This window comes from Streptantibioticus silvisoli (assembly GCF_027947535.2).
GTDB classification, from domain to species: Bacteria; Actinomycetota; Actinomycetes; order Streptomycetales; family Streptomycetaceae; genus Streptantibioticus_C; species Streptantibioticus_C silvisoli.
This window is the reverse complement of sequence record NZ_JAAGKO020000073.1, coordinates 13,376-31,812: the sequence shown is the minus strand read 5'-3', so window position 1 is coordinate 31,812 and position 18,437 is coordinate 13,376. Positions and strand designations below refer to the sequence as shown.

Here is an 18,437-nt window from a genome sequence, read left to right as displayed (position 1 = left end):
GCCCCGCGCCGCCGCCGCGTTGCCCCGGAACCCGTGCCGCCCCGAAACCCGTGCCGCCCCGAAATCCCCTCCGCCCCGAAACCCCCCCCGCCCCCGAAACGCCGCCGGGCCGCAGCCCCCCGAGGGACAGCGGCCCGGACGCGTGGATGCCCGGACGCGGGGATGCCCGGACGCGTGGACGTCAGACCGTCGTGCCGGACCAGGCCGACAGCACGTCGCGCAGGTGCCGCAGGGTGGTCTCCTGCTGTTCCAGGACGGCGAAGTGGCCGCCGTCCAGCAGGTGGGTGCGGAAGCGGCTGACGGTCTGTTCGCGCCAGGCGGTGATCGACTCGACGTCGGCCCGCAGGTCCTCGGTGCCGGCGAGCGCGGTGATGGGCACGTCGAGCGGCGGGCGCGGCACGTACCGGTAGCCGTCCTTGACCGCCAGGTCGGCCCGGAGCGCCGGCAGGATCATCCGCAGCACCGTCGGGTTGGACAGGAACGCCTCGGGGGTGCCCCCCAGGGTGCGCAGCAACTCGATGATCCGCTCGTCGGTCAGCCCCGCCTCCTCCCACATCGACTCGCCCTTGTCCCACTGCGGGGCCGAGCAGCCGGAGACCACGAAGTGCGCCGGCGCCGGGCCGCCGAGCCGGCGGATCTCGTGGATCAGCTCGAAGCCCACGAGCGCGCCCAGACTGTGCCCGTACACCGCGTACGGGCCGTCGCGCGTGTCGGTGAGCACGACCCCGGCGAGTTCGCCGACGAGCGCGCCCATGTCCGGGTATGGCGCGTCGCCCTGCCGGGTCTCGCGCCCCGGCGGTTGCAGCGGCCGGACCGCCACCGCGCCCAGCCGGCCGATCCACGGGCGGAACGACGACGCCGCCCCGCCCGCGTGCGGCAGGCAGTACAGGCGCACCCCGCCGACCGGGTCGCCGAACGGCAGCCACCGGTCGGCCGGTGTGCGCCTGGCCACGGCGGTCACCGCTCGACCACCAGTTTCACGTACGCCGGCGGGGGCTGGACAGCGCTGAGGTCGGCGGCCAGCACCACGTGGGCGCCGTCGCGTTCCACCTCCCGGAAGCCGCTGAACGCGTAGGTGATCTGCATCATCCGGTTGCGCCCGGTCTCCACGAGGTCCGCGCGCAGCCCCGCCCCGGCCTCGCGGGCCAGGCCCATGACGTGCCCGAGCAGCAGGCTGCCGACCCCGCGCGACATCACCCGGCACGACATCAGCATCATGTTCAGCCGCCAGTCGGGCGACCCCTTCTCCAGCAGGGCCAGGCCGATCTTGCCGTAGGAGCCGAACCGGTCGGTCAGGGAGGCGACCAGCAGCAGGTGGTCCGGCGACTCGCGCAGCGCGTCCAGCTCGTCGTAGGAGTAGGTGCGGCCGGTGGCGTTGAGCTGGTTGGTGCGCACCGTCAGCTCCTCGGCCCGCTGGAGGTCCTCGCGGCGGGCCGGCGCGACGGTGAACGTCATGTCCAGCCCCGCCAGGAAGTCCTCACCGGTCCCGGTGAACTCCGACTCCAGCTCCTCGCGCGCCAGTTGGCCCTGGTACATGCCGCGCCGCCGCGCCGACTCGTCGGTGACGAACCGCGGCCGGAACTCCGGCCCCGCCAGCGCCTCGTCCAGCCGTGCGACGTCCACGCACGTCACCTGCGGCAGGGCGTGGCCGACCTCGGCGAGTTCGAACTCCTGGTCGTCGACGAAGGCGAACGCGTCCAGCCCGAGGTTGAGCCGGGTCGCGATGTGCCGTATCGAGGCCGACTTGGCGTTCCAGCCGATCTGCGGGCACAGGAACATCTCGTCCAGCCCCAGCGACCGCAGCTTCGCCATCGCCGTCGCGTGGTCGTTGCGGCTGGCGACGGAGTGCAGCACCCCCATGGCGTCGAGCCGGCGGATGTGCCCGGCCACCGCCTCGCGCAGCGCCACCTCCCCGTCCTCCAGCAGCACCCCGTCCCACAGGGTGTTGTCCAGGTCCCACACCACGCACTTGATCCGGCCGCGCACCGGCTTGTCCGGCACCGCCTGCCGCTCGTCGCCCGTCACGGCGGTCATGACGCGCACCTGCGGTACGCCTCGGCGGCGATCGTGGTGCGCTGGACCTCGTTGCTGCCCTCGATGATCTCCATCACCTTCGCATCCCGGAAGTAGCGCGCCACGGGGAAGTCGGGACTGCACCCGTTGGCGCCGTGGACCTGCACCGCCTCGGTCGCGTGGCGTGCCGCGGCGGTCGAGGCGAAGTACTTCGCGACCCAGGTCGCCATGATGGTGGCCGAGTCGCCGGCGTCCTTGAGCCGGCCGGCCTCGGCCACCAGCAGCCGGGCCGCGCGCACGTCGGTGACCATGTCCGACAGCTTCGCCCGGATGAGCGGCATCTCCCGCAGCAGCACACCGCCGACCGTGCGCTGCGAGGTGTACGCGGCGCACGCGTCCAGGCACGCCTGCACGATGCCGACCGAGCCGGCCGCGACGCTGTAGCGGCCCAGGTCCAGCGTGCCGGTGAGCACCATGCCCGAGGCGAAACCGCTGGGCCCCAGCAGGGCGTCCGGCCCGAGCACCACGTTGTCGAACGCCACCTCGGCCAGCATCGACGCACGGGTGCCCAGCATGTCGTCGATGGGCCGCACCGACACCCCGGGGGTCTCGCGCGGCACCAGCAGGGCGACGGTGCTGGCCGGGCCCCGGGCGAAGACCAGGAACAGGTCCGCCCGGCGGCCACCGGTGATCCACTTCTTGCACCCGTCGAGCACCCAGCCGCCACCGCGCGGCACGGCGCAGGTGGTGATGGCACCGGTGTCGCTGCCGGCCCCCGGTTCCGACAGGCAGAACGCGCCGAGCGTCCGCCCGCTGGCCAACCGCGGTCCCCACCGCTCCAGTTGCGCCGCACTGCCCCAGCGCTGGAGCGCCCACGACAGCATCCCGTGCACGGTGAGCAGACTGCGTACCGACGAGCAGCCGCGCCCCACCTCCTCGTGGATCTCGCCCAGCGTCACCAGGTCGGTGCCGCGGCCGCCCAGCTCCGGCGGCAGGAACGGCGCCCACAGGCCCGCCTCGCCGATCCGGTCGAGCAGCTCCTGCGGGATCGCGCCGGCCCGGTCGAAGGCGTCGGCGCCGGGGCTGATGTGCTGGTCGACGAACGCCCGCACCGCGGCGCGGTCCAGCACGCGGGTGGCCGGCGACTGTGTCAACTGGTCCGTCATCGCCGCTCCTCAGCCCGCCACGGTGCCGGACCGCAGTCGGCCCACCAGTTCGGTCATCGACTTCGCGGTGCGGAAGTTGTCGATGAACAGCTCGTCGTTGGGAATGGTCAGGGCGAACGTCTTCTCCAGGAACATCACCAGCTCCATCGCGAACAGGGAGTTGATGTAGCCGAGCGAGAAGATGTCCTCGGACTCGGTGATGTCGGTCTGCGGGAACCGGTCGGTGATGAAGGCAAGGATGCGGGCGCTGTCCGTGTCCGGCACGGGGTTCTCCTCAGGTCTGGTAGGTGTAGAAACCACGGCCGGTCTTGCGGCCGTGCAGGCCGGCGTCGGTCATCTGCTTCAGCAGCGGACACGGCCGGTACTTGCTGTCGGCGTAGTGCTCGTGCAGCACCTCGACGCTGTAGAGGATCGTGTCGACGCCGATGAGGTCGGCGGTCTCCAGCGGGCCCATCGGGTGCCCGAAGCAGCCGCGGAAGACCTCGTCGACCGACTCGGCGGTCGCGACGCCCTCGTGCACCAGGTACGCCGCCTCGTTGACCGTCAGCATCAGCACCCGGTTGGAGATGAAACCGGACGCGTCCTTGACCTCCACCGCCCGCTTTCCCATGCCGGTCAGCAGCTCACGGGTGCGCAGCACGGTGCGCGGCGAGGTGTGGAAACCGGGGATGAGCTCCACCACGGGTTTGGCCGGCACCGGGTTCATGAAGTGCACGCCCACCACCCGGTCCGGGTGCCGCCCGACGGAGCCGATCCTGGTGATCGGGATGGCGGAGGTGTTCGCGATGATCACGGTCTGCGGCGGGCAGACCTCGTCGAGTTCCGCGTGCACCGCGCGCTTGGTCTCCCAGTTCTCGGTGACGTTCTCCACGACGAACTCCGCCGCCGCCAGCGCGGTCACACTCCCGGCGGTGCTGATCCGCGCCAGGACGGCGTCGGCGTCCAGCGCCGGGCCGCCCATCATGCGGCTCATCCGGCAGTTGCGGGTGATCGCGGTGAGCGCCTGCTCCAGTACCTCCTGGCTGATGTCGACCAGGATCACCTCGTGTCCGACCTGGGCGAGGTTCTGGGCGACGCCGACGCCCATCACGCCCGCGCCCACCACGCCGATGACGGCCATGACTTCTCCGTTCCGTAGTCCGGTTGGTTCGGGGGTACTCACGACCTGCGCCGCCGTGCCGCCGCGGCCCGCAGGCCGGAGCGGCGCAACTCGCCCTGCTCCCCGCTGTCGTGCTCCTGCCGCGCGGCGGTGCCGTCGACGACCTTGGCGAGCGTCGCGACGGTCGGCGCCTCATGGACGATGTGCGGCGGCAGCTCCGCCTCGGGGAAGGACCGGCGCAGCACCGCCAGCAGGTTGATGCTGAGCAGCGACGTGCCGCCCAGTTCGAAGAAGTTGTCGATCGCGCCGACCCGCTCCAGCCGCAGGGAACGGCACCACGCCTCGGCGATGGTCCGTTCGGTCTCGCCGTCCGGCTCCTGGTAGGGGGTCACCAGTTCCGGTCGCGGATGCCGGTCGCCGCCGTCGGAACCGGCGGCCGCCGGGCTCGCCGTCGAGGTCACCGCGTCCACGGTGAACCGGCCGGCGACCTCCACCACCGCTTCCAGGTCCTGGGTGGAGACGACCACGTGCGACTCCCCGCAGGCGACGGCGCGCAGCAGGGTGCGCCAACCCGGCCCGAAGTCGATGCCGAACCGGGCCCGGTGCTCCCGGAAGAACGTGCGGATGCCCTCCTCGTACCCGGACAGGCCGTCGTCCCAGGCGTTCCAGGTCCACTCGCCCCACGCCACCGACACCACGCGCCGGCCCGCCGCGCTCTGCCGGGCGGCGTAGGCGTCCAGGTAGGCGTTGGCCGCGCAGTAGTCGACCTGGCCGGGGCCGCCGCCGGTCACCGAGGTGATGGAGGAGAACAGCACCAGGAAGTCCAGCGCGACCTCGTCCGGTTCGCCGGTGCGCAGCGCCTCGTCGATCGCCAGCGTGCCGGCGACCTTCGGCGCGAGCACCTGGTCGGCGTCACCGGGCTGCTTGAACTGCATCAGCCCGGTGCCCGGCACCCCGGCGGTGTGCAGGACACCGTGCAGCGCGCCGAACCGGTCGTGGGCCAGCTCGACCGCCCGTCGCACGTCCGCCGGCCGCGCGACGTCACCGGTGACGACCTCCACGGCGGCGCCCAGTCCGATGATCTCCAGCACCCGGGCGACCCGGGTGCGGACCTTCTCGTCGGCCTCCTCGGTCCCGGCGGCGATGCCCTCCCACCGCTCGCGCGGCGGCAGGCCGTGCCGGCCGAACAGCACGAGCCGGGCGCGGCAGTCGCGGGCCAGGTTCTCGGCCATGGCGAGCCCGATGCCGCCCAGGCCGCCGGTGATCAGGTAGACGCCGCCCTCCCGCAGTACCGTCCCGGTCGCCGCCGGCGGCACGACGTCGTACCCGCACACCCAGCGCCGGCCGGCCCGCAGGGCCACCTTCCGGTCGGCCGCCGGGCGCAGCAGCTCGGCGACCACCTCGGCGGCCACCGGCACGGGGTCGACGTCGATCAGCCGGGCGCCGACCGAGGCGTACTCCATCGGGACGACCAGCGCCGGACCGATGAGGGTCGCGGCGTCCGGCCGGGCCTCACCGTCGGCCAGCACCCGCTGGGAGCCGGCCGTCACGATGTCCACCGACCAGTCCTCCAGGCCCAGTTCACCGGCCCCGCGGGCCAGCGCGACCAGGGTGTGCAGGCCCCGGTCCAAGGTGGTGGCGCTCTCCTGCGGCTCCTCGTCGAGGGTCCACAGGTGCACCACCCGTTCCAGCCGGGTGCCCTCGGCCCGCAGGCCGCGCAGCAGGGCCACGGTGTCGTCCACGTTCCCCGGCCGGATCGTGCGGCCGTCCGCGGCGGAGCGGAACGCGGTGCCCGGGCGGACCACGGTCACCGTCGCGTCCGTGGCCGCGGCGGCCGTACGCAGCCCGGCCGTGATCTCCTCGGCCGCCGCGCCGTGCGCGTACACCAGCCAGGACGCCGGCCGGCGTTCGTCGGCCCGGACGGCCGCCGTCTGCCGCCACACCGGCAGGTGGATCCACTGCTCCTCCGGCAGCAGCGGGATGCGGTCGAACTGCTCCAGCGCGCCCACCGGCGCCCCGGTCGCGTCCTGCGCCGCGGCGGGCGCCACCGCAGCGGCCGGGGTCCGCTCGATCCAGTACCGCTGGCGCTGGAACGGGTAGGTCGGCAGCGGTATCCGGCCCGGTGCGGCGCCGGCGTACTGCGGTGAATCCGCCTGGTGCCTGCCGTGGTGGGCCGTCCAGTCGATGTCCGCGCCGAGCAGCCACAACCGGGCGAGGCACTCGGTGAGCACCGCGTCGGCCGGGCGCGGGTCCTCCGCGGCCGGCAGCGTCGCGGTGATCAGCGGCCAGCGGTCGGGCGGGCAGCCGGCGGCGCGCAGCAGCGCGCCGAGCGACTGGCCGGGCCCGATCTCCACCACGGCCAGGTGCTCGTCGGCCAGCAGCGCCCGCGCCGCCCGCTCGAACTGCACCGGGCGGCACATGTGCCGGGCCCAGTAGGCCGGGTCGCAGACCAGGTCCGCGTCGGCCGGACCGCCGGTGACGTTCGACAGGTAGGGCAGCGCCGGCGCGTTGAGCGTCACGTTCCGGCTGATCCAGTCGGTCAGTTCGCCGGCCAGCGGCTCCAGCATCCGCGAGTGGAAGGCGTGGGTGGTCCGCAGCGGCCGGCAGGCCACGCCCGCCTCCCGCAGGTCGGCCGACAGCGCGGCCAGCGCCTGCGTCCCGCCCGCCACCACGACCATCTCCGGGCCGTTGACCGCCGCCACGTCCAGACCGCGCCGCTCCAGCCCGAAGCGCTCCTCCAACCGCTCCGCCGCCAGCGGGACCGCGGCCATCGCGCCCGGCTCGGTCGCGCCGATCAGCCGGGCGCGGTGCGCGACCAGCGCGATCGCGTCGTCCAGCGACAACACCCCGGCCAGGCAGGCGGCGACGTACTCACCCAGGCTGTAGCCCAGCATCGCCGCGGGGCGGATTCCCCAGTGCCCCAAGGTGGCGGCCAGCGCGTGGTCGACCGCGAACACCAGCGGCTGCACGATCTCGGTGCGTTGCAGCGCGTCGGCCCGTTCGTCGGCCGCCTCGGCCCGGCCCAGCAGCGCCGCCAGCCCCGGCCCGCCACCGCGCTGCCCGGTCAGCAGGTCCGCCAGCCGGCCCGCGTCGGCGTCGGGCAGGCCGGGGGCCAGCACCTCCACCAGCCGCGCCAGGCACCGGTCCAGTTCGGCGCGGAAGACCGGCTCGCGCCGGTAGAGCTCGCCGACCATGCCCGGGTACTGCTCGCCGACCCCGGTGAACAGGAACGCCACCGGCCGGCCCTCCATCGTCTCCACCCGGCCGCCCGGCGGCTGCGCGCCGTCGGCACCGGTCAGCGAGGCGACCGCGCCGGCCACGCCGTCGGCCACCGCGGCACGCCGGTGCTCGAACGTGCGGCGGCCCACCTGGAGGGTGTACGCCACGTCGGCGAGGCGCAGCCCGGGCCGCTCCCGCAGGTGTTCGCCGAGCAGCCGCACGGCCTCGTCGGCGGCCTGCGCGCCGCGCGCCGAGACCGCCAGGACCTGGTAGCGGCGGGCGGTACGCGGGTCGGTGGCCGGCGGCTCGGGCCGCACCGGGGGCTCTTGGACGACCACGTGGACGTTGGTGCCGCCCATGCCGAGCGAGTTGAGCCCGGCGACGCGCGGCCGCTCCGGCGCACCCGGCCAGGCGGTGAGCGCCGCGTTGACGTGGAACGGGCTGTGCGCGAAGTCGATCGCCGGGTTGGGGGTGGTGAAGTGCAGCGTCGGGGGGATCAGGCCCTCCCGCACGACCAGCGACGCCTTGATCAGCCCCGCCGTGCCGGCCGCCCGGTCCAGGTGGCCCACGTTGGTCTTCACCGAGCCGATCGGGCAGTACCCGGTTCGCTCCGTCGGACCGAAGGCCCGCGTCAGCGCGGCGACCTCGATCGGGTCGCCGAGTTCCGTGCCGGTGCCGTGCGCCTCGACGTAGCCGATGTCCTCGGCGCCGACCCGCGCGTCGGCCATCGCGTCGGCGATCACCGCCGCCTGGCCCACCACGCTCGGCGCGGTGTACCCCACCTTCAGCGCGCCGTCGTTGTTCATCGCCGACCCGCGGATGACCGACCAGATGTGGTCGCCGTCGCGCAGCGCGTCGCCGAGCCGCTTGAGCACGACCGCGGTGGCGCCGTCGCCGAACATGCTGCCGCGCGCCGCCGCGTCGAAGGCCCGCACGTGGCCGTCGGGGGACTCCATGCCGCCGGGGGTGTGCAGGTGGCCGATCCGGTCCGGCACCCGCACCGACACCCCGCCGGCCAGCGCCATCTCGCAGTCGCCGTCGCGCAGGCTGCGCACCGCGGTGTGCACGGCGACCAGCGAGGTGGAGCAGAAGGTCTGCACCGCCACGCTCGGCCCGCGCAGGTCGAACAGGTAGGACACGGTGGTGGTCAGCGCGTCCTTGTCGTTGCCCATGACCAGCTCGTACATGCTGACGTCCTGGTCGCCGGCGAACCGGTCCATCATGCCGAGCAGGTACGTGCTGAGGTTGGAGCCGCCGAACACCCCCACGCGCCCGCGGTGTTCGGGCCGGCAGTAGCCGGACTGCTCCAGCGCCTCCCAGCACACCTCCAGGAACAGCCGCTGCTGCGGGTCGGTGAGCGCGGCCATCCGCGGACTGAGGCCGAAGAACGCCGCGTCGAAGCCGGCCACGTCGTCCAGGACCGGACGGGCGGCCACGTAGGCGGGGTCGTGGGCGGTGATCGGGTCGACCCCGGCGGCGATCATCTCCTCCGGGGTGAAGAAGCTGATGGACTCCACCCCGTCGCACAGGTTGCGCCAGAACCGGCCGACGTCCCCCGCGCCCGGGAAGCGGCCCGCCATGCCGACGACCGCGACGTGCCGGTCGAGGTCCGCCGCGTCGGCGTCGGGCCGGGGGCGCGTGGTGGCGACGGGGACCGGGAGGACGGGCACGGAGGCGGCGACCGGGGCCGTGGCCGGGGCGGCGACGGGGGCCGCGGCCGGGGCGGCGACGGGCGTGTTCGCCGTCCCGGCCGCCTCGGCGGTCCCGGCGCTCACCGCGGTCCCGGCGCTCGCCGTGGGCGCGGGCTCGGTGCTCGCCGCGGTCGCGGTGGCCGCCGGCCGGTCGAGCAGGGCGGCCAGGGCGCGCACGGTGGGCAGTTCGAACAGGGCGACCGTCGGGACCGCGACGCCGAAGCGCTCCTTGACCAGCGCGAGCATCTGGAGCGCGAGCAGCGAGTTCCCGCTCAGGTCGAAGAAGTTGTCCCGGGTGCCCACCGGTTCCACCCCGAGCACCGAGGACCACACCTCGGTCAGAGCCGTCTCGGTGGCGGTCAGCGCGGGGGTGTACGGCTGCGGCAGGTCGGGGCGCGGGAAGCGCCGCACCGCGGCCGCCGCGGGCGCCGGTGCCTGCTCGCGCGGGGCGGGCAGCCGTCCGTCCAGCCCGTCCACCGCGACGACGACCGCGGGGCCCGCCGCGGCCAGCACCCGGTCGAAGGCGTCGAGCGCCTCGGGGCCGCTCATGGCGTGCGCGGCCATCGACGCCCCGAAGCGGCCGTCGAGCCGTTCCCGGGTGCCCGGCCAGGTGTCCCAGGCGGCGGCGATCCAGCGGGTGGTCGCCGCGCCCCGGCCGTGCGCCCGGGCGATCAGCGCCGCGTTCGCCGCCGCGTACCCGCCGAACGTCACCCCGCCCAGCAGGGCCGAGGTGGAGGAGAACAGCACGCACCACTGCGGCGCCCGCCCGGCGTCCAGCGCGTCCACGACACCGGCCAGCACCCGCGCGCCGTCGACCTTCGCGCCGAACTGCCGGGCGGTGCCGGCCTCGTCCACGTCGCACAGCGGCACGAAACCGGCCGGCTGCGCGTCGGCGGCGGCGTGCACCACACCGTCGATCCGCCCGCCGGCGAACAACTCCCGCACCGCGTCCGGGTCGGTGACGTCCACCCGCGGCGTCTCGACCCCGGCGCCCAGCGCGCGCAACCGGGCCACCGCGACCGCCCGCGGATCGGCCGGATCGTCGGGCAGGCCGGTGCGGCCGGCCAGCACCAGGCGCCCGGCTCCCCGGCGCGCCAGGTGCTCCGCCACGGTCAGCCCGACCGGGCCCAGGCCCCCGGTGACCAGGTAACTGCCGCCCGCCCGGACGGCGGAGGCCGTCGCGGCCGGCCGGACCGGTGCGTAGCGCGGTAGGTGGCGCAGGCCGGCGCGGTGGGCGACCAGGACCGCGTCGCACGGGCGGCCCAGCTCGGCCGCCAGCACCTCGGCGGCTTCGGCCGGGTCGTAGCCGGGGTCGAGGTCGACGCAGCGGCTCTCCAGGTTCAGGTACTCCTGGTCGGCCACCACCGGCAGCACCGCGACGGCCGCCTGGGCGGCGCTGACCTGCTCGGCGCCGGTGACGGTCTGCCCGCCGCGCGTGGCGACCAGCACCCGCACGGCCGCCGTTCCGTCGCCGGCGGCCGCCGCGAGCACGCGGGCGGTGGCCGCCACGACCGGCGCGCCGTCGTCGTCGGGGCCGCCGCGGTCCAGTGCGGCCAGGTGGACGACGGTGCCGCCGCCCGCGCCGGCCAGCCCCGCCAGGTCCGCGGCCGACGCCGCCAGGCTCACCTCACCGCCGGCCCGGCGCAGCAGCCCGGCCAGCGCCTCGCCGACGCCCCCGGCGTCCGCGACGATCAGGTACCGGCCGTCGGCCGCCACCGTCGCGCCGCCCGCTTCGCCCGCCGGCGACCAGGTCTGCTCCAGCAGCCGTACGCGCTCGGCGGCGGCCGGCGCCGCGGCCGGCCGCGGCTCCGGCTGCGGCTCCGCGGCAGGCGGGTCGATCCAGTAGCGCTCGCGCTGGAAGGGGTAGAGCGGCAGGCCGACCCGGCGCAGCGGGCGGTCCGCCCGGTAGCCGGTCCATTGTGGCGCGGCCCCGGCCAGCCACAGCCGGCCGGCGGCCTCGGCGAGCGTCTCGTCGGCCGGTCGCGGGTCGCCGGCCGCCGGCAGCGCCGCCACCACGGCGGAACGCCGTTCCGGCGGGCAGTCGCGGTGGTCGCGGGCCATCGCGCCGAGCGCGCCGCCCGCGCCCAGTTCCAGCAGCACGGTCTCCGGATCGGCCAGCACCGTCGCCAGGGCGGTGTCGAACAGCACCGGCGCGCACAACTGCCCGGCCCAGTACCCGGGGTCCGTGGCCTGCTCGTCGCTGAGCACCCGCCCGGTGACGGTGGAGACGCAGGGGATGCGGGGCGGGTGCAACGTCACGTTGTCCGCGACCCAGTCGGCCAGTCCGGCACGGAGCGGTTCGAGGAACTCCCCGCACGGGTACGGTCCGGCGGTGACGGGCCCGAAGGACACGCCGTCGGCGGTCAGCGCCTCACCGAACGCGGTCAGCGCCGCCGCCTCGCCGCACAGCAGGGTCAGCCGGGGCCCGTGGACGGCCGCCACGCCGACGCCCGCCCGTCCGGCGCGGGCGCGTACCTCCTCGGCGGACAGCGCCACCAGCGCCGTCGCCCCGGACGGCAGCGTGCCGACCAGCCGGGCGCGGTGCGCCGCCAGCGCCAGCGCGTCGCGCAGCGACAGGACACCGGAGACGCAGGCCGCCACGTACTCGCCGGCGCCGTACCCGGCCAGCACCGACGGCTCGACACCCCAGGAGCGCACCAGGGCGGCCAGGGCGTACCCGACCGCGAACACCGCGGGGTCCGCCGGGCCGCCGGCCGCCCCTTCCGCGCCGCCGCCGGATTCCACCCACCCGGCCAGCGGGTCGGCGCCGGTGACCTCGCGCAGCAGGTCGCGGCACCGGTCGAACGCGGTACGGAAGACCGGCTCGTCGCGGTACAGCCGTGCCGTGGCGGCCGGGTACCCCTCGTCGGTCCCCGCGATGAGGAAGCCCACCGGCCGGTCGGCGCCGCCGGTCACCCGCTGTCCAGCCGCGCCGCCCGCCCGTATCGTGGCCGCCGCGCCGCGCGCCGAGTCGGCGACCAGCATCCGGCGGTGCGGGAAGGCCGCCCGCCCGGTCCGCAGGGTGTGGGCGATGTCGCCCAGCGCGTCCCCGGTCGTCTCCAGGTGCCCGGCCAGCCGGACCGTGGCCTCCTCCAGGGCCGCCGCCGAACGCGCGGACCAGATCAGCAGTTCCGCGCCGCGCGCGGCGGCCGGCCGCGGGACCTGCGGCGCCTCCTGCACCACGACGTGGGCGTTGGTGCCGCCGATGCCGAACGCGCTGACCCCGGCCAGCCGCGCCCGTTCCTCGCGCGGCCACGGCCGGCGCTCGGTGACCACGGTCAACTCCGCCTCGCCCTCGGCGAGTTGCGGATTGGGGCGGGTGAGGTTGCGGGTCGGCGGGATCTCGCCGTGGTGCAGGGCCAGCGCGGTCTTGATCAGCCCCGTCACCCCGGCGGCCCGGTCCAGATGGCCGATGTTGGTCTTGACCGAGCCGATCCGCAGCGCCTGGCCGCGGAAGACCCGCTGGAGCGCCGCCAGTTCGGCCGCGTCCCCCAGGGCGGTGCCGGTGCCGTGCGCCTCCACGTAGTCGATGTCGGCCGGGCCCACCCCGGCGGCGGCCAGCGCCTCGGCGATCACCGCGGCCTGCCCCTCCACACCGGGCGCGGTGAAGCCCACCTTGCGGCCCGCGTCGTTGTTGACGGCCCAGCCGCGCAGCACCGCGTACACCCGGTCGCCGTCGGCCAGCGCGTCCTCCAGCCGGCGCAGCGCCACCACACCGACACCGCTGCCCAGCGGCGCGCCCAGCCCGGCGGCGTCGAACGCCCGGCACTCCCCGTCCGGCGGGGCGATGCCGCCCTGCTGGTAGAGGTAGCCGACCCGCTGCGGCACGGCGATCGACACCCCGCCGGCCAGGGCCATGTCGCACTCGAAGTTCGCCAGGCTGCTGGCCGCGACGCAGACCGCCACCAGCGAGGTCGAGCAGGCGCTCTGCACGCTGAACGCCGGCCCGGACAGCCCGAGCAGGTGCGCGACCCGGGTGGCCAGGGTGTCCTTCTCGTTGGCCAGCGAGACCGCCATCACACCGACGTCGCGGGCGGCGCCGGCCGGTTCGAGGTTGTGGGTCAGGTAGGTGCTCCACGCGCACCCGCCGAAGACGCCGATGGCACCGTCGAACCGGGCCGGGTCGCACCCGGCGTCCTCCAGCGCGTGCCAGCTGTGTTCCAGGAACAACCGGTGCTGCGGGTCGAGGATCTGCGCCTCCTTCGGGTTGACCCCGAAGAAGCCCGCGTCGAACCGGTCGACGCCGTCGATGACCGCCCCGGCCCGGACGTAGGCCGGGTCCGCCAGCAGTTGCGGGGAGACCCCGGCCGCCAGCAGTTCGGCGTCGGTGAACCGGGTGACGCCCGAACGGCCGTCCCGGACGGTCTCCCACAGCCCGTCGACGTCGCCGGCTCCCGGGAACCGGCCCGCCATGCCGACCAGCGCGATGTCCTGGCCGGCGGGCTCGTCGGTGTACTCAGTCACGGTGTCCTCGCTTCTGCGTGCCGGAAGTCCGCGTGCCGCCCGCCCTGCGCCGCCGCTCGCCCCGCGACGAGCCGGCGGCCACCGCGGCGGGCTCCTCGCCGGCCGCGTCCAGTGCCGCGGTGAACGTCGCCACGGTGGGATGTTCGAACAGCAGGGCCGGCGCGATCCGCCGGTCGAGAAGGCGCTCCAGGGCCGTCACCATGGCCATGCCGACCAGTGAGGTGCCGCCCAGGTCGAAGAACGGGTCGTTGACGCCGACCTGGTCGATGCCCAGGTAGTCGCCCCACACCTCGGCGATCGCCGTCTGAAGCCCGGGGCGCGGCGCCGCGAAGTCGGTCCGCAGCGGCGGCCGCGGGAACCTCGCCGACCCGGTGGCGACGGCCGCCGAGCCGGCGGCCAGCTCGTCCAGGTCGTTCATGGCCGCCCACTCGCGCACCGCCGCCGGCAGCGGCTGGCGCAGCGCCACCACGCTGCCGCGCACCCCGCCGGCCGAACCGTCGACCAGCCGGTCGAGCACCGCGCAGCCCGCGTCGTCGGTGAAGCCGTACCGCCTGCGGTACGCCGACTGCTCGGCGAAGACGGTGCCGGCCTGCTCGCCCTGCCAGTCGTCGTGCTGCCACTGGCCCCACGCCACCGTGATGACCTGGGTGTCGGGGGCCGCGGCGGCCAGCGCCGTGCCGTATGCGTCCAGCACGCTGTTGGCCGCGCAGTAGTCGCCCTCGCCGACGCCGCCGAACACGGTGGCGATGGAGGAGTAGAGCACCAGCAGCTTCGGCCTCGACCCTGCCGGGGTGTCCGGGCCGACCAGTTCCGCCAGCGGCCCCATGGCCAGCACCTTCGGCGCCAGCACCTCGCCCGCACCGGCCACCGTCCGCCGTTGCGTCAGACCGCCGCCCGGGACACCGGCGCAGTGCACGACCCCGTGCAGCGCGCCGAACTCCTCCTGCGCCCGGCGCAGGGCGCCCCGCAGGTCGTCGGGGACCCCGGCGTCCGCGGTCAGCAGCAGCACCCGCGCGCCGGCCGCCTCCAGTTCCGCCACGTCGCGCAGCACGGCCGCGGTGCGCCCGGTCGGCGCGCCGCGCAGGTCGGTGCGGCCGACCAGGGCCAGGCGGCGCACTCCGCGGCGCACCAGGTGCCGGGCCAGTGCCATGCCCAGCCCGCGGGTGCCGCCGGTGATCAGGTAGGCGCCGTCGGCCTGCCACGGCGTGCCGGCGTCCGTGCCGGCCGGGTCGAGCGGCAGCTCCGCCCAGCCCTTCAGCCAGCGCCGCCCGCCCCGCCAGGCGACCAGCGCCGGTTCGGCGGCCGGGTCGGCGAACTCCCACGGGCCGCGGCCCAGTTCGGCGGCCAGGGCCGCGGCCGACTCCGGCACGCCGGCCGACGCGGACAGGTCGACCCCGCGCCAGGCCAGCTCCGGGTACTCGGAGCGCACCCCGAGGCCGAGGCCGTGCGCCATGGCCTGTTCGGGGGCGGTCGCGTCACCGCCGACGACCTCCGCCGCCCCGGCGGTGACGGTCAGCAGCCGCACCTGCCGCCCGGTCGGCTGCCCGCCGAGCGCCTGAACGGCCAGCAGCAGGGTGTCGAAACCGCGCCGCACGGCGGCACGCAGCTCCGCGTCCCCGGCGAAGACCGCCCGGCGGGCCGGCCCCCCGAGGCTCCACAGGTGCACCACCTGCACCGGTCCGTCGTGCGCCGGGTCCACCGCGGCGAAGACGTCGTGGTAGTGCCCGGGGACGGCCGGGTCGATCACCAGGCGCCGCCCGTCGCGCCGCGTGCCGGTGCCCGGCTCGCCCGCCGCCACCTCCACCACCCGCAGGCCGGCCGCCTCGGCGAGGTCGGCCAGACCGGTGCCGATGCCGCCCTCGTCGGCGAACACCACCAGCGTGCCGGCCGGAGCGGCGCGGTCCGCCGGGAGCCGGGTGAGGTCGTGCCGCCAGGCCGGGACGTAGCCCAGCCCGTCGCCCGGCGCCTCCACCGCGGCACGCACCGCCGTCTCCGCGCGCTCCGGCCAGAACGGCGTCCGCTGGAACGGGTAGGCCGGCAACCGGGTCAGCCGGGGGGTGCCGCGCCGCAGCGCGGACCAGTCCAGGTCGACCCCGATCTCCCACAGCCGCCCGCACGTCTCCAGCACGCCGGTGTTCTCCTCCGGCCGGTCGCGGGCCGGCCACGGCGCGGGGAGGGTGCCCAGCACGGTCGGCCGCGCGTCACCGGTGACGTTCTGCCGCACCAGGCCGCCGAGCGTCTGGCCGGCGCCCAGTTCCACGTAGGCGTCGATCCCGCTGTCGACGCAGTGCTCCACGCTGCGGGCGAAACGCACCGGACGGCACAGGTGCTCGGCCCAGTAGCCCGGGTCGGTGGCCTGCTCGTCGGTCAGCGGCGCGCCGGTGACGTTCGAGACGATGCCGACGCGCGGTGCCCGGCGCGGGACGGAGGCGACCAGTGCCGCCAGCTTGTCCTGCGCGGGGTGCAGCAGCGAGGAGTGGAACGCGTGCGCGGAGCGCAGGACCCGGGCCGCCGTGCCGTCGGCCACCAGCCGCGCCCTCGCGGACTCGATTTCCTGCGGGGCGCCGCTGAGCACCGTCATCCGCGGCCCGTTGAGCGCCGCCACGTCCACCCGCGCCCCGCAGTCGGCCAGCGACCGGCGCACCTCGTCGCCGCCGGCCGCGACCGCGAGCATCCGCCCCGCCGGTGCTGCCGCGATCAGCCGGGCCCGTTCGCCCACCAGCCACAGCGCGTCCGGCAGGGTGAACACACCGGCCAGGCAGGCCGCGACGTACTCGCCCAGGCTGTAGCCGATCAGCAGGTCGGGTGTGATGCCGCGGTGGCCGAGCAGCCGGGCCAGCGCGTACTGCACGGTGAACAGGAAGGGGTGGGCGACCTCGGCGTGCTCCAGCGGGTCGTCGGCGTCGCCGGGGCCGGGCTCGCCGCGGCCGGGGAAGACCTGCGGTGCGTCCTCGTCGGCCGGCGGCTCGGCGAGCAGCACCGCCCGCAGGTCGACACCGCACCGTTCGGCGGCCAGCGCGAGGCATTCGTCGGCCGCCGCCGCGAACACCGGCTCGGCGCGGTACAGCGCGCGGCCCAGGCCCCGGTACTGGTCGCCCACGCCGGGCAGCAGGAAGGCCACCCGGGGCCGCCGCGCCAGCCGGCGCACCCCCGGGGTGCCGGCGGCGGCGGCGAGCCGGGCCGTGGCGTCGGCGGTGTCGGTGGCGACCACCGCCCTGCGGTGGTCGTGCTCGGCGCGACCGCCGCGCAGGGTGTGCGCCACCTCGGCGAGGTCCGCGTGCCCGACGTGCCCGGCCAGCCGCGCCAGCTGCGCGGCCAGGGCCGGGGCGCCGGCCGCGGAGACCGGCAGCAGTTCGGGCACCGCCGGCTCGTCGCGCGGTGCGGCCGCCGGTACGGCGGGCGCCGCCTCCAGCACGATGTGCGCGTTCGTCCCCGACCAGCCGAACGAGCTGACCCCGGCGACCGGGGAGCGCTCCGCGACCGGCAGCGCGGTGAGGCCGGCCGCCGGCCGCACCGCGCCGCCGGCGAGCACCGCCTCGGCCGGGTCGGCCATGTTCAGGTTGGGCGGCACGAGGCCGTTCTCCAGAACCAGCACGGTCTTGATCAGGCCGGCGACGCCCGCGGCGGTGTGGGTGTGGCCGATGTTGGTCTTCACCGCGCCCACGTGCAGCGGCCGGTCGGCGCGGCGGTTGCCGAACACGTCGTTGAGGGCGCCGAGTTCGATCTCGTCGCCCAGCGGGGTGCCCGAGCCGTGCGCCTCGACGTAGTCCACCTCCGCCGGGGTGGTCCCGGCGGCGGCCAGCGCCTGCCGGATCACCTGCTCCTGGGCGCTGCGGCTGGGCGCGGTCAGCCCGTTGCTGCGCCCGTCCTGGTTGACCGAGGAACCGCGGATCACGGCGCGCACCCGGTGCCCGTCGCGCAGCGCGTCCGACAGCCTGGCCAGCATGACCAGGCCGCCGCCCTCGCCCATCAGGTAGCCGTCGGCGCCGGTGTCGAAGGTGTGGCAGCGGTTGGTGGGCGACAGCAGCGAGGTCGCGCAGCTGTAGACGTACAGGAACCGGTGCAGCGCCAGGTAGCCGCCGCCGGCCAGCGCGTAGTCGCACTCGCCGTTGCGCAGCGCCTGCACCGCCAGGTGGGTGGCGACCAGCGACGAGGAGCAGGCGGTGTCCAGCGACAGCGTCGGACCGCGCAGGTCGAAGTGGTAGGCCAGGCGGCCCGCGACGACGCTGGCCAGGCTGCCCTGTCCCATGAACGGGTCGGCGTAGACGTCCGTGCCCTGCCGTTCCGCCGCCACCTGCCCGTACTGGAAGGCGTCGGAGAAGCCCAGCAGCACCCCGGTCCTGCTGCCCGCCAGGCTCGGCGGCGGGGTCCCGGCGTCCTCCATGGCCTCCCAGGCCAGCTCCATCAGCATCCGCTGCTGCGGGTCCATCCGCAGTGCCTCCCGCGAGGAGAAGCCGAAGAACTCCGCGTCCCAGCCGGCGACGTCGGGCAGGAAGGCGCCCTCGCGCGGGGTGTACGCCTCCCCGGGGCGCGGCGCCGCGTCGAACCGCCCGGGCGGCACCTGCCCGATCCGCGCGCTGCGGCCCTCGCGCAGCAACTGCCAGTAGGCGTCGACCCCCTCGGCGTCCGGGAACCGGCAGGACATGCCGATGACGGCGATCGGCTCGTGCTCCCGAGCGTCCGCCTCCGCCAGGCGGTTGCGGGCGTCCGCCAGTTCGGCGGTCGCGCGCTGAAGGTACTCGCGGAGCTTGTCCTCGCCCGCCATTGGTGACCCCAATCCCGATG

The 18,437-nt window shown here is 75.8% G+C and carries 7 protein-coding genes; all 7 read right to left on the bottom strand.

The features are described from left to right. Positions 1–181: 181 nt before the first annotated feature. From POF43_RS31085 to POF43_RS31055, 7 genes are read right to left on the bottom strand one after another with little or no spacing between them, the layout of a single operon-like run. Positions 182–952, bottom strand: coding sequence for a thioesterase II family protein (locus tag POF43_RS31085; RefSeq protein WP_271322190.1), 771 nt, complete (start codon positions 950–952; stop codon positions 182–184). Between the two features lie 5 nt (positions 953–957). Further along, positions 958–2,034: an HAD-IIIC family phosphatase gene (locus tag POF43_RS31080; protein ID WP_271313308.1), complete on the bottom strand. Its 1,077-nt coding sequence runs from the start codon at positions 2,032–2,034 to the stop codon at positions 958–960. Further along, complete coding sequence (locus tag POF43_RS31075) at positions 2,031–3,179, bottom strand: acyl-CoA dehydrogenase family protein (protein WP_271322189.1); 1,149 nt, start codon at positions 3,177–3,179, stop codon at positions 2,031–2,033. The genes POF43_RS31080 and POF43_RS31075 overlap by 4 nt, the downstream gene beginning before the upstream one ends. 9 nt (positions 3,180–3,188) lie before the next feature. Continuing rightward, the gene (locus POF43_RS31070) at positions 3,189–3,443 is read right to left on the bottom strand and encodes an acyl carrier protein (RefSeq protein WP_271313310.1); all 255 of its coding nucleotides are present in this window, start codon (positions 3,441–3,443) and stop codon (positions 3,189–3,191) included. Between the two features lie 10 nt (positions 3,444–3,453). After that, positions 3,454–4,299, bottom strand: a complete 846-nt coding sequence (locus tag POF43_RS31065) for a 3-hydroxyacyl-CoA dehydrogenase family protein (protein WP_271322188.1) — start codon at positions 4,297–4,299, stop codon at positions 3,454–3,456. Positions 4,300–4,337: 38 nt separating this feature from the next. Beyond that, positions 4,338–13,652 (bottom strand): type I polyketide synthase, encoded by a 9,315-nt coding sequence (locus POF43_RS31060; protein ID WP_271322187.1) that lies wholly within the window; start codon positions 13,650–13,652, stop codon positions 4,338–4,340. After that, the gene (locus POF43_RS31055; RefSeq protein WP_271322186.1) at positions 13,645–18,417 is read right to left on the bottom strand and encodes a type I polyketide synthase; all 4,773 of its coding nucleotides are present in this window, start codon (positions 18,415–18,417) and stop codon (positions 13,645–13,647) included. Before POF43_RS31055 ends, POF43_RS31060 begins: the two co-directional genes overlap by 8 nt. Positions 18,418–18,437 lie beyond the last annotated feature (20 nt).